The sequence below is a fragment of the Natronorubrum halophilum genome (assembly GCF_003670115.1).
Taxonomy (GTDB): domain Archaea; phylum Halobacteriota; class Halobacteria; order Halobacteriales; family Natrialbaceae; genus Natronorubrum; species Natronorubrum halophilum.
Genome location: NZ_QQTY01000007.1, coordinates 91,565 through 108,552 on the forward strand (window position 1 = coordinate 91,565; position 16,988 = coordinate 108,552).

16 protein-coding genes and 1 pseudogene are annotated in these 16,988 nt (G+C 64.1%); 11 read left to right on the forward strand and 6 right to left on the reverse strand.

Annotated features, from left to right (window positions below; all coding sequences use genetic code 11):
- Window positions 1–121: 121 nt before the first annotated feature.
- Window positions 122–1,489: an allantoinase AllB gene (gene allB / locus DWB23_RS22420; protein ID WP_121744999.1), complete on the reverse strand. Its 1,368-nt coding sequence runs from the start codon at window positions 1,487–1,489 to the stop codon at window positions 122–124.
- A 212-nt stretch (window positions 1,490–1,701) separates the two neighbouring features.
- On the opposite strand from allB, the pseudogene DWB23_RS22425 reads away from it, so the two are divergent.
- From DWB23_RS22425 to DWB23_RS22445, 5 genes and pseudogenes are all read left to right on the forward strand, one after another.
- Window positions 1,702–1,839, forward strand: a pseudogene (locus DWB23_RS22425) (NAD-dependent epimerase/dehydratase family protein); the annotation flags it as partial.
- A gap of 398 nt (window positions 1,840–2,237) precedes the next feature.
- The gene (locus tag DWB23_RS22430; protein ID WP_121745000.1) at window positions 2,238–2,570 is read left to right on the forward strand and encodes a hypothetical protein; all 333 of its coding nucleotides are present in this window, start codon (window positions 2,238–2,240) and stop codon (window positions 2,568–2,570) included.
- Between the two features lie 232 nt (window positions 2,571–2,802).
- Window positions 2,803–4,158 carry a type I glutamate--ammonia ligase gene (glnA, locus tag DWB23_RS22435; RefSeq protein ID WP_121745001.1) on the forward strand — a complete coding sequence of 452 codons (1,356 nt, stop codon included), beginning with the start codon at window positions 2,803–2,805 and terminating at the stop codon, window positions 4,156–4,158.
- Window positions 4,159–4,598: 440 nt separating this feature from the next.
- A complete protein-coding gene (locus DWB23_RS22440) occupies window positions 4,599–4,853 on the forward strand; it encodes a HalOD1 output domain-containing protein (RefSeq protein ID WP_121745002.1) in 255 nt (84 codons plus the stop codon).
- A 293-nt stretch (window positions 4,854–5,146) separates the two neighbouring features.
- On the forward strand, window positions 5,147–5,494 hold the full coding sequence (locus DWB23_RS22445; protein ID WP_121745003.1) for a hypothetical protein: 348 nt from the start codon (window positions 5,147–5,149) through the stop codon (window positions 5,492–5,494).
- Window positions 5,495–5,505: 11 nt separating this feature from the next.
- On the opposite strand, the gene DWB23_RS22450 is transcribed toward DWB23_RS22445, so the two are convergent.
- The 4 genes from DWB23_RS22450 to DWB23_RS22465 form a co-directional block, all read right to left on the reverse strand.
- Window positions 5,506–5,748 (reverse strand): YgaP family membrane protein, encoded by a 243-nt coding sequence (locus DWB23_RS22450; protein WP_394341768.1) that lies wholly within the window; start codon window positions 5,746–5,748, stop codon window positions 5,506–5,508.
- 65 nt (window positions 5,749–5,813) lie between these two features.
- Entirely contained in the window at window positions 5,814–6,656 is an 843-nt protein-coding gene (locus DWB23_RS22455; protein ID WP_121745004.1) for a metallophosphoesterase, read from the reverse strand.
- 8 nt (window positions 6,657–6,664) lie between these two features.
- A complete protein-coding gene (locus DWB23_RS22460; protein WP_121745005.1) occupies window positions 6,665–8,419 on the reverse strand; it encodes a hypothetical protein in 1,755 nt (584 codons plus the stop codon).
- Window positions 8,416–9,708, reverse strand: coding sequence for a Single-stranded DNA binding protein (locus DWB23_RS22465; protein WP_121745006.1), 1,293 nt, complete (start codon window positions 9,706–9,708; stop codon window positions 8,416–8,418). Before DWB23_RS22465 ends, DWB23_RS22460 begins: the two co-directional genes overlap by 4 nt.
- 447 nt (window positions 9,709–10,155) lie before the next feature.
- Between DWB23_RS22465 and DWB23_RS22475 the strand changes: the two genes are divergently transcribed.
- The 5 genes from DWB23_RS22475 (at window position 10,156) to ggt (ending at window position 15,268) form a co-directional block, all read left to right on the forward strand.
- The gene (locus DWB23_RS22475; protein ID WP_121745008.1) at window positions 10,156–11,019 is read left to right on the forward strand and encodes a ZIP family metal transporter; all 864 of its coding nucleotides are present in this window, start codon (window positions 10,156–10,158) and stop codon (window positions 11,017–11,019) included.
- Window positions 11,020–11,154: 135 nt separating this feature from the next.
- Window positions 11,155–11,709, forward strand: a complete 555-nt coding sequence (locus DWB23_RS22480) for a class I SAM-dependent methyltransferase (protein ID WP_121745009.1) — start codon at window positions 11,155–11,157, stop codon at window positions 11,707–11,709.
- A 234-nt stretch (window positions 11,710–11,943) separates the two neighbouring features.
- On the forward strand, window positions 11,944–12,447 hold the full coding sequence (locus DWB23_RS22485) for a cupredoxin domain-containing protein (protein WP_121745010.1): 504 nt from the start codon (window positions 11,944–11,946) through the stop codon (window positions 12,445–12,447).
- A gap of 45 nt (window positions 12,448–12,492) precedes the next feature.
- The gene (locus tag DWB23_RS22490; RefSeq protein WP_121745011.1) at window positions 12,493–13,158 is read left to right on the forward strand and encodes a 2,5-diamino-6-(ribosylamino)-4(3H)-pyrimidinone 5'-phosphate reductase; all 666 of its coding nucleotides are present in this window, start codon (window positions 12,493–12,495) and stop codon (window positions 13,156–13,158) included.
- A 205-nt stretch (window positions 13,159–13,363) separates the two neighbouring features.
- Window positions 13,364–15,268 (forward strand): gamma-glutamyltransferase, encoded by a 1,905-nt coding sequence (gene ggt, locus DWB23_RS22495; RefSeq protein ID WP_121745012.1) that lies wholly within the window; start codon window positions 13,364–13,366, stop codon window positions 15,266–15,268.
- 53 nt (window positions 15,269–15,321) lie between these two features.
- Here the strand turns inward: ggt and DWB23_RS22500 are convergent, their stop codons facing one another.
- Window positions 15,322–16,095 carry an enoyl-CoA hydratase/isomerase family protein gene (locus tag DWB23_RS22500; RefSeq protein WP_121745013.1) on the reverse strand — a complete coding sequence of 258 codons (774 nt, stop codon included), beginning with the start codon at window positions 16,093–16,095 and terminating at the stop codon, window positions 15,322–15,324.
- Between the two features lie 96 nt (window positions 16,096–16,191).
- On the opposite strand from DWB23_RS22500, the gene msrA reads away from it, so the two are divergent.
- Entirely contained in the window at window positions 16,192–16,734 is a 543-nt protein-coding gene (gene msrA / locus DWB23_RS22505) for a peptide-methionine (S)-S-oxide reductase MsrA (protein ID WP_121745014.1), read from the forward strand.
- The last annotated feature ends 254 nt before the right edge of the window (window positions 16,735–16,988 follow it).

The window sequence follows — 16,988 nt, forward strand, 5'->3', positions numbered from 1 at the left end:
CCATCGGAACGTTGAGCGAACCAAAATAGAATGGATTTATAAATTCGCTGACGAAATTACCGTGGAACGGGCGTTCCGACGGGGGACTGTCGGCCCAGTCCGAGAGGATTCGAGCGGCGGGCTACGCGACGTCAACACGCGTTCCGTGTCCCGCCTCGCCAACCACGTCGCCGTCCTCGTAGACGACCTCCCCGCGAACCACGGTCGCAACCGCTCGCCCGGTAAAGGACTCTCCCACGAACGGCGTCACGCAGTTCTTCGAGTGCAGTTCGTCGCTCTCCTCGAGCGTCCACTCGCGGTCGGGATCGACGATGGTGAAGTCGGCGTCGGTGCCGACCTGCAGCGAGCCCTTCTGCGGGTACATCCCCCAGATCTGCGCCGGGCGGACCGAATGGCGGCGGACCCACTCCTCGAGCGTGAGCCGTCCGTGATCGACGAACGTGAGCATCGCCGGAACCTCGGTCTCGAGGCCGACGAATCCCGAAATCGCCTCCCACGTGTTCCCGAACGGCTCGTCGACTTTCTTCTCGGCCGGCGTGTGTGGCGCGTGGTCGGTCGCGATGGAGTCGATCGCGCCGTCGTCGATACCGACCGCCCAGAGCTTCTCGCGCTCCTCGGCAGTGCGGATCGGCGGCTGTATCCGCGCCGGATTCCCCTTCTCGCGCATCACCTCCTCGGTAAACCAGAGGTAGTGGGGCGTCGTCTCGGCGGTCACGTCCACTCCCCGGTCTTTTCCGCGGGCGACGGCTTCCGCCGCAGAGCCGGAGGAGACGTGGAACATGTGGATCTTCGCGTCGGTTTTCTCGGCGAAGGTGATCATCCGCTCGACGGCCTCCCGCTCGGCGATCACGGGCCGCGAGTGGGAGTGGTCGATCGGGTCGTTTCGCCCCTCCGCCTTGAATTTCTCCGTGTAGTAGTCGATGATCTCGCCGTTTTCCTCGTGGAAGCCCAGTCGCTTGCCGGTCTCGCGGATCGCCTTCATCGCCTCGAGGATCTCGCCGTCGTTCGGCGGCGGGACGTCCCCCACCGTCGAGCCGAGGAAGATCTTGTAGCCGAGCGCGCCGGCCTCGTCGAGTGCAGGGATGAGGTCGAGGTTTTCGGAGGTGACGACGACGTAGCTCTGGAAGTCGACGTGAGCCGACGCCTCGCCGCGGTCGAACTTGAGTTCGAGGTGTTCGGGGCGGTCGATGACCGGGTCCGTGTTGGGCATCCCGACGACGGTCGTCACGCCGCCGGCGGCGGCCGCCCGAGTCGCGGACTCCCAGTCTTCCTTGTACTCGAGGCCGGGTTCGCGGTTGTGGATGTGGGCGTCGACGATGCCGGGAACGAGCACGTTCCCCTCGCCGTCGACGACGCGATCCGCATCGGGGAGACGATCACTTCGGCCGACGGCGACGATCTCACCGTCCTCGACAGCGACGCCTGCATCGGGCGTCCGCCCGGCAGGGGTGACGACGGTACAGTTACGCACGACGAGGGCGACTGACATTGCCGGAAATTGCCGAGGGGCGGGCATATAGCTTCTGTTGGGCGGTCAGACCGGAAGCGACCGGCTCGAGTCGATCTGTCGGATCGAGCCGACGCCGTCTCGCGAACGCATCGATCGAGTCGGAGCGGTAATCCAGTGCTGCCTCACGTAGGCGGGAGATACGGCGGGGTACGAATGCTATACTAAACGGAGAGGGGGTGGGAAAGCGAGTAATGGACCCGCCAGCGCTTCGTGACAGGACGGTGCTCGTGACCGGTGGCGCGGGCTTTATCGGCAGTCACCTCGTCGAGGCCCTCGCGCCGCACAACGAGGTCCGAGTACTCGATAATCAGTTTCCGCGCGGCGGGCGACCGCCTCGTACTCCTCGTCGATGCGTCTCGAGAAACCAGACCGGCCACGAGGTCAGCCGCCCTGGAAACCCCGTCGTCACCATCCGACGGAAATTCCAGTCGCCGGGAACGATTCCTCGCACCGGTCCCATCGACTCCATTTCGAGCACCCGAGGGGAAAATCACGGTCGATGAACGGACTGCACGTCGATTTACTCGAGTGAATTGACCTAAAACGTGACGGCCGATCGGAGGACGGAGCGATCGATGGGTACTGCCTAAAGATCCGTCGCAGCCGGTATCGCACCGGTTTTCGGCGGCGAAGACACCGCCGTTTCGTCCGTAATACGCCGTATATGTGATCGGACTGAACACAAGTATAGCCGAGGCTTTATATTCCGCCTCCTTGCGAACGGCTAATGACCCGCCCTCCACCCGCCCACGACGAGCGTTCGCCAGTGCGTCGGAAATCGACCCTGTTCTGCTGGGGCTGTGGCCACGAGAGCCCGGTGGACGACGACTGGAATCGTCGAGTACAGGATCGCCACGTCGAGTACGTCTGTCCCGTCTGTGAGACGACGATCACGAAACGCCCGCTCCCGGACGGGAACGACCGCGAACGGACGATACCGGTTGCGTGGCAACGGACGCTTCGAACCACGATGCGCGTCTGGCGTGCGAGCATCAGCGTTGGAGTCTCGAGTGCGACGGCGGTAGCCGACTCCAGTTCGACCGCGGACAGACGGCGATAACGCGCTCGACCCCCTGTTCACCGGAGCGGCCTCTACAGCACCTCTCGTGACGGTCTCGAGCCGTCCCTGTGAGATCATCCAATTTTGTCGTCGTTTTCCAGTCGTTGTCAGCCCTCGTTCCTCATACACCCTATATTAAATCCCATACGTCCAATTTTTTCACCAGGTAGACATATTCGCCCACAACAATAGAGCTTTAGTAGTGGAATCCGATGGATTACTCGAATATAAGATGACAAGCGGAAACCTGACGACCGCGGAAGAAGACGTACTGAACGAAATCGAAGACGGGGACATCGACTTCCTTCGACTGCAGTTCACCGACATACTGGGGACGGTGAAGAACGTCTCAGTCCCGGCTCGACAGGCCGAGAAGGCGTTTTCCGACGGGATCTACTTCGACGGCTCCTCGATCGAAGGCTTCGTTCGCATTCAGGAGTCGGACATGCGCCTCGTCCCCGATCCGGAGACGTTCGCCGTCCTCCCCTGGAGACAGCGCGAGGAGGGTTCGTCCGCCCGAATGATCTGTGACGTATACAACACTTCGACCGGCGAACCCTTCGAGGGCGATCCACGGTACGTGCTCAAGACCGCGCTCGAGCGCGCCCACGAGATGGGGTACGATGTCAACTTCGCGCCCGAACCGGAGTTCTTCATGTTCGAGGAGGATGAGGACGGTCGTGCGACGACCGACACCGCCGACTACGGCGGCTACTTCGATCTCGCACCCAAAGATCTCGCCAGCGACGTCCGCCGTGACATCATCTACGGCCTCGAGGGTATGGGATTCGAGATCGAAGCCAGTCACCACGAGGTCGCTCGCGGCCAGTACGAGATCAACTTCGAGTACGACGACGCGCTCGCGACCGCCGACAACGTCGGAACGTTCCGTACCGTCGTTCGGGCGATCGCCGCACAACACGGACTCCACGCGACGTTCATGCCGAAGCCGATCCCGAAGATCAACGGCTCGGGGATGCACACGCACATGTCGCTGATGACCGAGGACGGCGAGAACGCCTTCCACGACGAGGACGACGAGTTCAACCTGAGCGAGACGGCACACTCGTTCCTTGCCGGCATCCTAGAGCACGCACCCGCGATTACGGCCGTCGCGAACCCGACGGTCAACAGCTACAAGCGTCTCGTCCCGGGCTACGAGGCCCCGGTCTACGTCGCCTGGTCCGACCGCAACCGCTCGGCGCTCGTCCGCAAACCCGCGGCCCGCGTGCCGGCCGCCTCGCGCGTCGAACTGCGCTCGCCCGACCCGTCCTGTAATCCGTACCTCGCCTTTGCGGCCATGATCCACGCCGGACTCGACGGCGTCGAGCGGGATCTCGAGGCCCCCGACCCGGTTCGGGAGAACATCTATGAGTTCGACGAAGCCAAGCGCGAGGAGTACGGCATCGAGACCCTGCCGTCCAACCTCGGCGAGGCCATAGACGCGCTCGAGGAGGACGAAGTCGTCTACAACGCACTCGGCGACCACATCGGTCCGAAGTTCGTCGAAGCCAAAGCACGGGAGTTCGAAGAGTACCTCGTCGACGTCTCCGACTGGGAACTCGATCGGTACCTCGAAACGTTCTGAGGCGTTCGCTGCGACTGCTCGCTCTCGCCGCTCGTTTCGCCTAGCCGCTCGACGCGATCTGTCTTTAGTGCGCGAAAGGATCATCCCGTGAACAGATTCCGCGACATCGCGGTCGAATGCGCAACGGAACGTCGTTCGGAAATCGCAACCGCATCCTAATCCCTGCTTACCAGACGGGTGCGCCGATCTAGACGGGATTGTACGTGCTTTAGCGCGCTCTGGCTCGCATCCAGTTCGCGACCTTTACCCACTGAATAGCGTACCCTCGGACGAAACAGAACTGTCTCCACAGCGTTCGCAGTCACGTCTCACGCTCGGAATCACGCGCGAGAGGCGTCAACTGTTGTCATTCAGTCTTTCCACCGGTGTACTCCCGATTTCCACTCCCTCGAGGTCTATGATAGTATTAGAAAAGGTACCGCCGCGGCTACTATCGTGCTATGGTCCACGGTACAACCGGACAGCGCTTCGAGTACGCGGACGGAGAATCGATGACGATGGCGATAATCGATGCGGTCGCCACTGTTCGAGATGCCGATCCGCTGGAACTTTCGCCGTTATACGGAGCGATTTCGGCTGATGCGCTCGATACGCTCGTCACGAGAGGCGACGACCTCGAGGTGACGTTCTCGTATGAGGGACTGCGGATCACCGTTTATAGTGACGGAGAGATCGTCGTTTGCGATCCGACGTAGCTCGATCGAACACTCGCCAGGCGGCGAACACGTCGGAGTACACACCGTTCGAAAACGGCTTCGATGCCGCCTCCGCCGTCGACGCTCGAAGCGTCCAGTTACGGGATCCATCTCACCACCGACGTCACCAATCAGTTCACAACGACGTACTCCTCATCCCGCTGTGTGCTGAGTCCACAGCACTCGGTGTGCCTGAATGTGTACGCAGGGTTTCGGGTGTTCTATATCGTCGGCTCGAAATCACGGGTCGACGGAAGGTTTATCGTCGGCTCACATCCTTCAATTCACACCTGATGACGACACGTGACCGACCCGCGCCACCGACCGCACTCGACCAGGACGCTCTCGAGGAACTGGCACCGCTCGCAGATCGAGACGCCGACCAACTCCGCGCCATCGGGACCTACCTCGAGGCGCTCGCGGCGTGGAAAGAGGGCGAAGCCGACGAGCGACCGGATTCGGCCGCCGACAGCGATGCGGACGGCGGGGAGAGCGACCGTGACGGTATCGACGGCGAGTATCCGGAGGACGTTCCGGAGCGAGCGAGCGTCACGACCAAAGAGATCGCCGGGACGGCCTACACCTATTACCAGTGGCGCGACGGCGATCGGATCGAGTCGAAGACGGTCCGCCGGGAGTGACGGGAACCGCGTCAGTTCGCGGACTCGCCGGACGTAGCGGTCTCGCTCGAGGTCGTATCGATACCGAACAGGGCGTTACAGCCACAGAACTGCGTCGCCCAGTTGAACAGCAACCCGATCCCGGCGACGATCGCGGTGAACGCTTTGATGCGTTGCCGATCGAGCAACGCCGCGATGCCGACGACGACGAGCCAGATGCCGAGGACGCCTCTGACGGTCCGGTCGAGACCACCGACGTTTCGCGGAATGTTCATGTGATTACTCTACGGACAGGTTCGGGATATGTATTCTGATCGAAACGAGGAGCGAATACGGTCTCTCAAACTGACCGGTACGGCCCGAGTCGCGTCCCGTCCAGCAGGTAGGCCTCGCCGGCGGCGAGCCCCGCGGGCAAGAACGGAGAGAGAAACGACTGGTTCGGAACGTTCACCCACGTCCCGCCGACGAGGTCGTTGAACGCCGGCATCACGACGGCCCGCGGGGGACCCTCGTCCCCACCCTCGAGCCACGAAAGGCCCTCGTATTCGGATCGGTCACGAAACGGCGTCGGATCGAGTCGGCCGCGCAGCCACGCCCGTTCGACGCGACTCCCGCCGACTTCGTCCTCGAGTCGGACGCAGGGATGTTCGTGCCCGAAACAGAGCACGTCGCACTCGAGCGCGGCCGTCGCAGGCCAGGTGTGGCCGTGACAGACGCCGATATCACCGTCTCCGAGCGCGATTCCGTCGCCGGGAACGATCGTCACGGATCCGGTCTCGAGGTCGTCCCCGGTCCCGGAATCGTCGGCGAGCCAGGTCTCGATCAACCCGTCGTGGTTTCCCTTGACAACCGTCACGTCCAGCGTCGGTGCAAACGATTCGAACAGCACCTCGAGTTCGCCGCGTTCGGCACCGCCGGGATCGCCGATCGAGTGCATGAGGTCGCCGAGAACGACGAGTCGGTCGGGGCTCGTTCGCTCGAGGAGCGCGAGCAGTCGCTCCCGTCGCTCGGGGGCGCGACTCGGCACGTCGACGCCGCGTTCGTACCGCAGACCGGCCTCGTAGCCGGCGTGGTAGTCCGCGACGAGCAGGGCGCGCTCGCTCCCGACCGTCGCAGTCGCGGCCGGTTCGCCGGGAACGGGCTCGAGGCGTGCCACGGCGCGGCGGCGGGACTCGTCGGACATCGCCGAACCTAGATCGGTTTCAGCGTCTCGTCGTTCGGCTCGTAACACTGACCGCCCATGAGCGCGTCCTGAATGGCGTCTTCGACATCGTCCTCGGACGCGCCGGTATCCGCGGCGACCGTCTCGACGAGTTCCGTCCGATCGGCACCGTCGCCGTCGTCGAGATCTGCCATCGTCTCGACGACGTACTCCTCCAGATCGACGTCTTCGGCGGGTTCTTCGTCCGCGTCGGTATCGGACTCGTCGTCCGATTCGGACTCCGCCTCCGACTCGGCTTCGAGACCCGACTCCGGCGGAGCACCGAGATCGTCGTCCCCGGCCGTCTCACCATCATCGGGCGACGCGTCCTCGGCAGTCGAATCGGCCGGTGCTTCGGAATCGTCGGCTTCGGGTTCGGTTTCCGGCTCCGGCACGTCGATATCGGCTTCGCCCGGCTCATCGACTTCGCTGCCGGTCGTGAACTCGGCGCCGAACTCCTCCTCGAGCTGTTCGCGCTCGTCGTCGTCCATCTCGTACATCCCGCCCTCGTCGGGGTCGAAATCGTCGAGTTCCTCCTCGCCGTCGGCATCGTCGTCAGTTTCGTCGGCGGAGGTGTCCTCGACGTCCGTCTCCTCGTCGAACTCCGCGGTCGGCTCGTCGATTTCGGAGTCGTTGCCGTCGCCTGCGACGGCGTCTTCCGGCCCGGTTTCGGGTTCGGACGCACCCGTCTCGTCCGTCTCGTCGCCGCTCTCGACGGCGGCGTCCGCCGCCGGACTCGAGTCGGCATCGAGCGAAACGTCGGACGCGGCTTCGGATTCGGCGTCGGACGCATCGTTACGATCCGTCCCCGTCGCCGTCCCGGCGGCCGAACCGGTGGTAATCGACTCAGCGCCGGCATCGACGTCCGCTCCCGATTCCGTCTCGCTCCCGCCGGCCGCTGGTGCGACCGCTTCCGTCGGTTGCGAGTCGGCCGTGGTCTCAGCCACTTCTGCGGGATCGGCGACGGACTCGAGGGCATCGAGATCGACGTCCCCGAAGTCCGCGAGCGATTCGAACGTCGCGGACTCGTACTCGGGGCTCGAGCCGCCGGGTTGAAGCGAGAGCCCGCTCACCTGGTCGCGCTCGCCCGCGACGACCTCGACGGCCTCGAGGGCGCACTCACGCAGGGCCGCGAGATAGGCGGGCGTCGTTCCGTAGTGGTCCTGTGCGAGCGGGATCCCCGCCGCGAGGCCGGACTCGATCCCCGCCTCGCGTAGCGCATCGGTCAGGGCGTCGCCGCCGACTCCGAGATCGGCGGCTGCGGCGTACGTACTGACGCGATCGAGGGTCTGTTCGGCCGCGCTGACGACCCAGCGGTCGCGGGTGTCTGCGTCAACCGTCGCGATGCTTTCAGGTCGGATCGAGGTGTAGACCTGGTCCGAGTCGTCCGGCTGAAACGTTCGGGCCTTGCCCGTTACCGCGACGAATGCGGGTGCCTCAAGTTGCTCCAGGGTGGCCAGTGCGTCGGGCTGGTATTGCCCGGCGTAGACGACGAACGCGCCCGTCGGGTCGACGATTCGGGCCCGGACCATCTCCTCGTTGACCGACGTCACTTCGGTGAGGGTCCCGACGGCGAACAGGCGGTTGAGCCGCGCACCGGTCGGCGAGATGACGTAGTTGGGCGCGCGTTCCTCGTCGCTTTCGGCGTAGGACATGGAGGCATCGTCGTACTCGGCGGCAAAGAGCCGGTAGGCGATTTCGCGGCCGGGAATCTCCTCGCCGTCGTCGTTCCCGTTGGCGCTCATGACCGCACCTCCTCGAGATCCGCGACCGAATCAAGGAACGCACTCGCCCTCGTTTCGGGGTCGTCATCGCTCTCCTCGAAGGATTCGGCATCGAGGTTCGCGCCGTACTCGTCGACCGAGAGGTGGCCGCGAACGCGGTACTCGCGACCGACGACGTGCTCGCGGATCGTGTCGGCGACGACCTCCTGGTCCATGGCCTCGCGGGCTTGCTCGAGGGCGTCCTCGAGCGTGCCGTCGTAGACCTCCTCGGTGAGTTCGTCGTCCAAGACGACGGTGACGCTCCCGGTGCCGTCGTCGAGAATCGCCTTCACGCGAAGGTCGTCGATCCCGTCGACGTCGCCGTGCGTTCGACACTGCCCCTTCTGAATGACGCGGTAACACTCCGGACAGCGCTGAATGAGTCCGGAGCCGTCGCGAACCGCGATCAGGTTTCCGACGACCTCGAGGTCGTAGATCCCGCCGGTCGCGACGGCCTCGCCGAGGGTCATGGTCGTGGCGTCGGCCCCGACGTCGATCTCGCGCTCGAGAGCGGTGACGGTCGAAAACTCCGAGACGTTGACTTCGGGGACGCCGCGGAACTCTTGGACGTAGGCGTTCTCGATCCGGACCGTACCGCCCTCCTCGATTTCCGGGGCCGGGTCCCAGTTCGTAAACGGCAACCGGCCGCTCTCGTCACCCAGGACGCCGCTCAAGATCTCGGTTTCGCCGTCGCGACCGTCGATCGTCCGGCGTTCGCACTCGACGACGGTGACTTCGATGGTGACCGCACGGTCACCGGTCTGGAGATCCGCCAGTTGGGCGTCGCCGCCGGCCTCGTAGGGAACCTCAAGGGAGTCCGACTCGAACGAGAGCGACGTGCTCTCGCCGAGGTTGAGTTCGGGCTTGCCGTCCCACTCGCGGACGCCCGCGTTGCCCGCGGTGATCGTGTCGCCGGGCGAGAGTCCGAAATCTTCCCAGGCGGTGTAGTCGATGACGCCGGTTTCGTCGGCGAGTCGCCCCTCGACGATGACGTGATCGTCGCCCTGGTAGCGGATCGATCGCTTGCCGGTCGTCAGAACGACGCCCGTGACGGTGACGTTGCTATCGTCGGGCATGATCTCGCCGATATCCTTGGCGGACGGCGTTCCACCGCCGCCGCTGCTCCCGTCGCCGTACTTCCGGCGAAGGCTCTGTTTGGCTTCGTCGACGGGAACGCTGTACTCCACGAGATTCTGCAGGTCGGCTTTGACCTCCTCTTTGTCAATACCGAGATCGGAGGCGAGATCCTCGGCATGGTTGTCGAGTTCCATCAACGGCTATTCGAGTCGGGAATTTAAAAGCGTTCCCGCAACGAGGTGAAAGTGAACAGATCGGAGCAGGAGGCCCGGTCGGGGGGTCCGAGTAGGAGGTCCAATCGGGGATCCGAGTAGAAAACCCAATCGGGGTCGGCACAGTAGTTCATTTCGCTGCGGCGAACGCGAGCGTACGGAACGGTCGGTGTAGTTTTGGGTGAGTTGGGTTCGTCGTCGCGATCCTCGGCGGACTCGTGGTCGTCGGGATCCGCACTCGAGCGCCGTCCGCCGCCCTCCGGTTCGCCGAAACCGTCGCCACGTTCGCGCTGATGGGCTATCCCGTCTATCGGATCCTACTGAGTTCGAGCGACGACCCACGGCGACTCGAGTACTGGGCACCGCCAGAAATTCGGGTACTGAGAGCCACCAGAAGGGTTTACGCGCGCGAAAACGGTGTTAGTAGTTGTGGCCTCGCTCAGTGACGTCGTCGTCGTCGCGTTTCTCGCGGGCGCAGCGACCGGACTCGGCGCGCTGCCGGTGTTCGTTACGGACCGCATCAGCCACCGATTTTACGATGCCGCGCTCGGGCTCGCGGCCGGCATCATGTTCGGAGCGGCCGTTTTCGCCCTCGTCGTTCCGGGACTCGAACTCGGCTCGCTGTGGGAGGTCGTGCTGGGGATCTTGCTGGGTAGCGTGTTTCTACTCGTTGCGAACCGGCTCGTCCCTCACGTACACCTGCTCATTTCGGACGAAGCCGACCGTTCTTATCCACAGTCGACGTCGGCGGAGGCCGTCGTCGGCGCTCGCAAAGTCAGATCGGCACTCGAGCACAGCGGCGAAAACGGCGGCGACGGTGGCGACAGCGGCGGGAGCAGCGAAAACAGCCGTCAGGCGATGCTCGTCGGAAGCGCGATCACCATCCACAACGTTCCGGAGGGGCTGGCGATCGGTATCGCGTTCGCGGGTGGTCTCGAGGGCGTCGGCATCGCCCTCGCAATCGCCATCGCGATCCAGAACGTTCCGGACGGGTTCGCCATGGCGATTCCGGCGAGCCGAACGGGACTCTCCAAGGCGAAGACGGTGCTGTACACGACGCTCTCCGGTGCGATTCCGGAACCGATCGCTGCGGCGTTCGGCTTCGCGCTCGTCGCCGTCGTCACCGGGCTCTTTCCCCTGGCCGCAGGGTTCGCCGCCGGGACGATGATCGCCGTCATCTTCCGGGAGCTGATTCCGGCCAGCCACGGCCACGGTTACGCCGACATCGCCACGCTCACGTTCGTCGCCGGCTTCATCATCATGGTCGTGGTCGATGTCGGACTCGCCGTTTGAGAGCGGCGCAACGGATCGACCGGAGTACAGGGCGGCGGTAGCCCGCGGTCGAGCCGTACGGCACTCGCGAGGGTGACCTCGCAGCAAAAAGGGACGCGTGCATAGATACTTGCGCCGCTCGCGCGAATCGACGGTATGGGATTTCACACGTTCCCGGTTGATCGCGCCGACGCGCTCGAGGATCCGTCGCGCTATCGCTTTTGCTCCCGAGAGGAACTCCTCGAGCAACTCGATCCGGAGCCGGGTGCGGTCGTCGCTGATCTGGGCTCCGGAACCGGGTTTTACGCGGCGGACGTCGCCCCGTTCGTCGAGACGCTGTACGCCGTCGACGTGCAACCGGAGATGCACGAGTTACACCGGGAGAAGGGCGTTCCCGAAACCGTCGAACTGGTGACGGCGAACGTTTCCTCGCTCCCGTTCGACGACGATCGTCTCGACGGGGCGTTCTCGGTGATGACCCACCACGAATACGCCGACGACGAGGCGCTGGCGGAGCTCGCTCGAGTCCTCCGGCCGGACGGCCGACTCGTCACGGTCGACTGGTCCGCCGGCGGCTCCGGCGATGACGGGCCGCCGTTGGACGAACGGTTCGGCACCGAGACCGTCGTTTCGCAACTCGAGACGGCGGGGTTTTCGATCGCCGAGGTTCGGGCCCGGCCCGAGACGTTCGCGGTCGTTGCACGGCGCTGACGGCACACAGTCGGGCCACGTTTCGAGAGCCATCGTTCGAGATCCGAACGAGCACCGACGACGATTCGGACGATTCCTTCTCCGTGGGTTCACGGCGAGCGTCGCAGCGAGCCATCTAGAATTTGATGTTGATGTGCCCAACTATGTTGGTTGTAGCTGAATATCGATTTTTTCGGCCATGAGAGTGCCAGGATGCAGGTTATGCAAGCTGGACCGATATGACCACTACGCAACATGCCACTGGACAATTCACAGAGCCGACGGCGAATCCTCAAGTTAACCGGTGCCGCAGCCCTCCCGGCAGTTCTAGCCGGTTGTGGCGACGGCGGATCGGGAGGAAACGGTGGAGACGAGAGCGGAAATGAAAGCGGGAATGAAAGTGGGAACGAAAGCAGCGGAGGCGGCGAAGCGCTCGAGCCTGGCGAGATCGAACTCGGCGGGGAAGTACAAGCCTGGCAGGGTGTCGCGCCGGATCAGATCGCCGACCAGGAAAACCCGACGCTCACCCTTCAGGAAGGAGAGTCGTACGAGATTACGTGGGAGAACCTCGACGGGGAAGGTCACAACATCCAAATTCTAGACGACAACGACGAAGTCGTCGACGACTACGAGACCGAGATCATGGACCAGGAAGGGGAGACGCAGACGCTCGAGATCGACGAAGTGACGAGCGAGATGTCGACGTATATCTGTGAACCCCATCAAGGAACGATGAGCGGCAGCATCGAAGTGCAGTAATCGGTACACGGAGTCTTCTTTAGGGTCGGCCACGCAGCCACGGGTATGCACATCGTCGTCAACGCCGCCATGAGCGCGGACGGCAAACTCTCCTCGCGCCGTCGCGAGCAGATCGCGATCAGCGGCGAGGCGGATTTCGCTCGCGTCGACCGGCTCCGAGCCGACAGCGACGCCGTCGTCGTCGGCGTCGGTACCGTTCTCGCGGACGATCCTCGCCTCACCGTCAAGGACGAAACGTTGTGCGAACGGCGCCTCGAGCGGGGTGAGTCGAAACAACCCGCCCGCGTCGTCGTCGATTCGAACGCACGAACGCCGGAAGACGCCGCGATTCTCGACGACGCGGCGACGACGTACGTCTGTCTGAGCGACGGTGCCCCGGTCGATCGACGAATGGATCTCGCCGCCCACGCGGAACTCCTCACAGCGGGCGACGAGCGGGTCGATCTGTTACGGGCGTTCGCCGCATTACAACAGCAGGGGCTCGAACGGATCATGGTCGAGGGCGGCGGGGAGCTCATCTTCTCGCTGTTCGAGGCCGGGTTGGTCGACGAACTCAGCGTGTACGTCGGTGCGAAAATAATCGGCGGCCGCGACGCGCCCACGCTAGCCGACGGCGACGGGTTCGTCGCGGATTTTCCGCTGTTGAGCCTCGAGAGCGTCGAGCGACTCGACGACGGCGTCCTGTTGGTCTGGAGCGTCGACGACCGCTAGAATCGGTTTCGGTGTGAGTACTGTATCTGCGAGCGGGTTCAGTTCGAACGATGACCCGGGCAGCGGCGTGTACGAACACGCGTACGAGACGAAAAGGTGACACTGATACGGCTTTTCAAATATGGAAGGATGATTATTAGATTTTGTAGATCTTCGTAAGCTATTTTTATCGATTGCGTTGGGAATTTGTACGAAGGTTCCGACGATGACACGACAATCCGATCCGAAGGCAACCGAAAAACGATCCGTTCGCCGCAGTGAGACGTCACGACTCGAGCGCCGAGCGTTCCTGGGCGCGCTCGGGGCGACCGCCGGAGCGTTCGGCATCGGCGCGACTGCCGGCACGGGAGCAGGCGCACCGGACGACATTCAGAAGGCCACCGGCATCCCCGGATTCAGCTGTGACAAGCGCCAGTTTACGTGTGGCCAACAGGTAACCGCGGCTGACGGAATGGTCTCGAGCGTCGACCCGATCGCCTCCGGCGTCGCCGCGACCGTCCTGCGCGAGGGCGGGAACGCCGTCGACGCCGCCATCGCGCTCCAGTACGTGCTGACGGTGACCCAGCCACACGGGTCGGGCATCGGCGGCGGCGGCTTCATGGTCATTTACGACGCGGACGCGGACGAGGTCTCCGTCGTCAACAGCCGGGAGCGCGCCCCCCACGGTGCGACCGAGGACATGTTCCTCGACGAAGATGGCGATCCGATTCCCTTCAGCGAGCGAATTCAAATGGGCGAGGCCGTCGGCGTTCCCGGTACCGTGATGGGATTAGAGACGGCCCGAGACCTGCACGGATCGCGGCCGCGCCAGCGGTTGATACGACCCGCGATCGACCTCGCTCGAGACGGGTTTCCCGTGGACAGGGTCTTCGCGGAACAGATCGCGGAGAACTGGGAGAAGTTCAACGAGGCGGCGAAAGAGGCGTACTCGGACGAGGACGGAAATCCGCTCACCGAAGGCGATACACACGTCAATACCGATCTGGCCGACACGCTCGAGTGGATCAAGTGGTGGGGCGCCGACGCCTTCTACGAGGGTCCCATCGCAGACGACCTCGTGGCGACGGTCCAAGCCGCTGGCGGCAGCATGACCGCCGACGACCTCTCCGACTACGACGTTACGCTGGACGAACCGGTCCGCGCCGAGTGGAACGACCTCGAGATCGTCGGCCAACCGCTGCCGAGTTCGGGGCCGAGTACCGTGATCTACATCCTCAAGCTGCTCGAGTCCCTCGATATCGGACAGTACGACCTCCGATCGCCGGAGAAGTACCATCTAATCGCCGAGGCGACGAGTCTGGCCTGGGCCGACCGGAACGAGTACATGGGCGATCCCGAGTTCGCGGACGTTCCGATCGACGGTCTCCTCGACGACGAGTATCTCGCGGCACGCGCCGAACGGATACAGGTCGGAGAGACGCTCGCGGACTACGAGGGCGGCGAGTGCGTCGAAGCCGGCGTGCCTCCGGGTGTCGACGCGCCGCAGGCGACCACCTCACCCGACACGAAGTACGGGTCGACGTCGCACTTCTCCGTCGTCGACGGTGACGGCAACGCCGTCTCATACACCTCGACGATCGAGCAGTTCATGGGTTCGGGGATGATGGTGCCCGGCCGGGGATTCATGCTCAACAACGAACTGACGGACTTTAACGCCGTTCCCGACGGACCGAACAAAGTCGAACCGTGGAAACGGCCGCTGAGTAGCATGAGTCCGACCATCGTCATGCGCGACGGCGTCCCCGAGTTCACCGTCGGATCGCCCGGCGGCTGGACGATCATCACTTCGGTCGCCCAGACGATCCTCCACCGCTACGTCTACGGGCTCGACCCCCTTGAGGCGCTCACTGAACCGATCGTCTTCACCACCGAATGCCCGCCGATCACGTGGGAAGACGGCGTGCCGGCGAGCGCCCGCGAGGCGACCGAGGCGTTCGGACAGGTCTGGAGGGACGAATCCGACGGCGACATCGGAAACGTGCAGGTGATCGACATCGACGACGAACTGACCGGCGCAGCCGATCCGACGCGCGACGGGCAAGCCGTCGGATTCGACCGTAGCGGCTGGCACTGGCCCACTGGAAAGCGTGGCCACGGCAAAACGGACTGACCGCTCCCCGTGGGTGTAGCTGAACGCCGATCGGTCGCGCTCGCGCCGATTACTCACTCGAACTCCGGTTCGCGGCCCTCGACGAACGCCGACATTCCCTCCCGCTGATCCGGCGTGCCGAACAGGCTCGCGAACGCGCGCTGTTCGTATGCGAGACCGCTCGTCTGCGAGCCCTCGGAGCGCTGGTTAAGCGCCTGCTTGGCGGCCCGCATCGCGACGGCCGGTTTCTCCGCGATCCGTGACGCCAGTTCGGAAACGGCGTCCTCGAGGTCTTCGTCCGAAACGACCTCCCCGAACAGCCCCGCCTGAGCGGCCGACTCGGCATCGAGGCGTTCGCCGAGGAAGATCATCCGTCGGGCGGTTTCGTCGCCGACGAGTTCCGGCAGGCGCTGGGTGGCCCCCCAGCCGGGGATGATTCCCAGATCGATCTCCGTGTTGCCGATGACGGCCGACTCGGCGGCGACGCGCAGGTCGCAGGCGATCGCCATCTCGCAGCCCCCGCCGAACGCGTAGCCGTTGACCGCGGCAATCGTCGGCGCGGGGAACGCCTCGAGCGCGTCGGCGACGTCGTGCCCGAGTTCGCCCCACTCCTGGCCCTCCGTCGTCGAGAGGTCCTGCATGTACGCGATGTCCGCGCCAGCGATGAACGCGTCGTCGCCGGCACCCGTCACGACGAGCGCGCGGGCGTCCTCGTCCGCGGCTTCGGTGATCGCCTCGCCCATCGCCTCAAGCGTCGCCACGTTCAAGGCGTTGAGCGCGTCCGGGCGATCGACCGTCAGCGTTGCAACGTCTTCGTCCCAGTCGAGTCGTACGGTTTTCCACGACATGGGCCGGGGTTCATCGGCCGGCATGAAATCCTTTCGCACATCCAGAGCGGACGAGCACCCGTCACACCTTTCCTCGAGCGAACCCTACACGCGACTATGAAACGAGCGACGTTCGGCGGCGGCTGTTTCTGGTGCGTCGAGGCGGCGATGGAGCAACTCGAGGGCGTCGAATCGGTGACCTCCGGCTACGCCGGTGGCCACACCGAGAACCCGACGTATCGGGAGGTCTGTTCCGGTCGGACCGGCCACGCGGAGGTCGTCCAGATCGAGTACGATCCGGACGAAATCGCCTACGAAGATCTGCTCGAGGTGTTCTTTACGATCCACGACCCGACGACCCTGAACCGCGAAGGACCGGACGTGGGTTCCCAGTACCGCTCGGCGATCTACGCCCACGACGACGACCAACTCGAGACCGCCGAGGCGTTCGCCGCGGCGCTCGAGGACGAAGGCCTCTACGAGGGGATCGTCACCGAGATCGAACCGCTCGAGACGTTCTACGAGGCCGAAGAGAAACACCAGAACTACTTCGAGAAGAATCCCAACGACGCCTACTGTTCGATGCACGCAGCGCCGAAAGTCGAGAAAGTCCGCGAGAAGTTCACGACGACCGCAGGAAGCGAGACGACATCGCCGTAAGCGAGCAGGGTATCGCAACCGTTCGTCTCGGGCGACGGCGGCGAATCCGACCGGAGCGATACTTACGGGGAGTACGTTCGCCGAACCCGACCGTCCCCTCCCTGCCGGTCGATACGCAGACCGCTGAGAACGGCCGTTCCCGCGTTCTTGAACCCGTTTCCGGTCAAACTCGTACGTTTCGGCCAGATCCGTATCGGAGAAGGCCCGAATACTACGAGAGCAAGGTTTCTCGAGAGAGACCCGAACGGCAACGG

Bases quoted from the DNA above. Each gene is read 5' to 3' on its own strand.
- msrA (WP_121745014.1), top strand. From the start codon at position 16,192: ATGAAACGAGCGACGTTCGGCGGCGGCTGTTTCTGGTGCGTCGAGGCG.
- DWB23_RS22485 (WP_121745010.1), top strand. From the start codon at position 11,944: ATGCCACTGGACAATTCACAGAGCCGACGGCGAATCCTCAAGTTAACC.
- DWB23_RS22480 (WP_121745009.1), top strand. From the start codon at position 11,155: ATGGGATTTCACACGTTCCCGGTTGATCGCGCCGACGCGCTCGAGGAT.
- DWB23_RS22460 (WP_121745005.1), bottom strand. From the start codon at position 8,419: ATGAGCGCCAACGGGAACGACGACGGCGAGGAGATTCCCGGCCGCGAA.
- glnA (WP_121745001.1), top strand. From the start codon at position 2,803: ATGACAAGCGGAAACCTGACGACCGCGGAAGAAGACGTACTGAACGAA.
- DWB23_RS22440 (WP_121745002.1), top strand. From the start codon at position 4,599: ATGGTCCACGGTACAACCGGACAGCGCTTCGAGTACGCGGACGGAGAA.
- DWB23_RS22450 (WP_394341768.1), bottom strand. From the start codon at position 5,748: ATGAACATTCCGCGAAACGTCGGTGGTCTCGACCGGACCGTCAGAGGC.
- DWB23_RS22465 (WP_121745006.1), bottom strand. From the start codon at position 9,708: ATGGAACTCGACAACCATGCCGAGGATCTCGCCTCCGATCTCGGTATT.
- DWB23_RS22490 (WP_121745011.1), top strand. From the start codon at position 12,493: ATGCACATCGTCGTCAACGCCGCCATGAGCGCGGACGGCAAACTCTCC.
- ggt (WP_121745012.1), top strand. From the start codon at position 13,364: ATGACACGACAATCCGATCCGAAGGCAACCGAAAAACGATCCGTTCGC.
- allB (WP_121744999.1), bottom strand. From the start codon at position 1,489: ATGTCAGTCGCCCTCGTCGTGCGTAACTGTACCGTCGTCACCCCTGCC.
- DWB23_RS22455 (WP_121745004.1), bottom strand. From the start codon at position 6,656: ATGTCCGACGAGTCCCGCCGCCGCGCCGTGGCACGCCTCGAGCCCGTT.
- DWB23_RS22445 (WP_121745003.1), top strand. From the start codon at position 5,147: ATGACGACACGTGACCGACCCGCGCCACCGACCGCACTCGACCAGGAC.
- DWB23_RS22500 (WP_121745013.1), bottom strand. From the start codon at position 16,095: ATGTCGTGGAAAACCGTACGACTCGACTGGGACGAAGACGTTGCAACG.
- DWB23_RS22430 (WP_121745000.1), top strand. From the start codon at position 2,238: ATGACCCGCCCTCCACCCGCCCACGACGAGCGTTCGCCAGTGCGTCGG.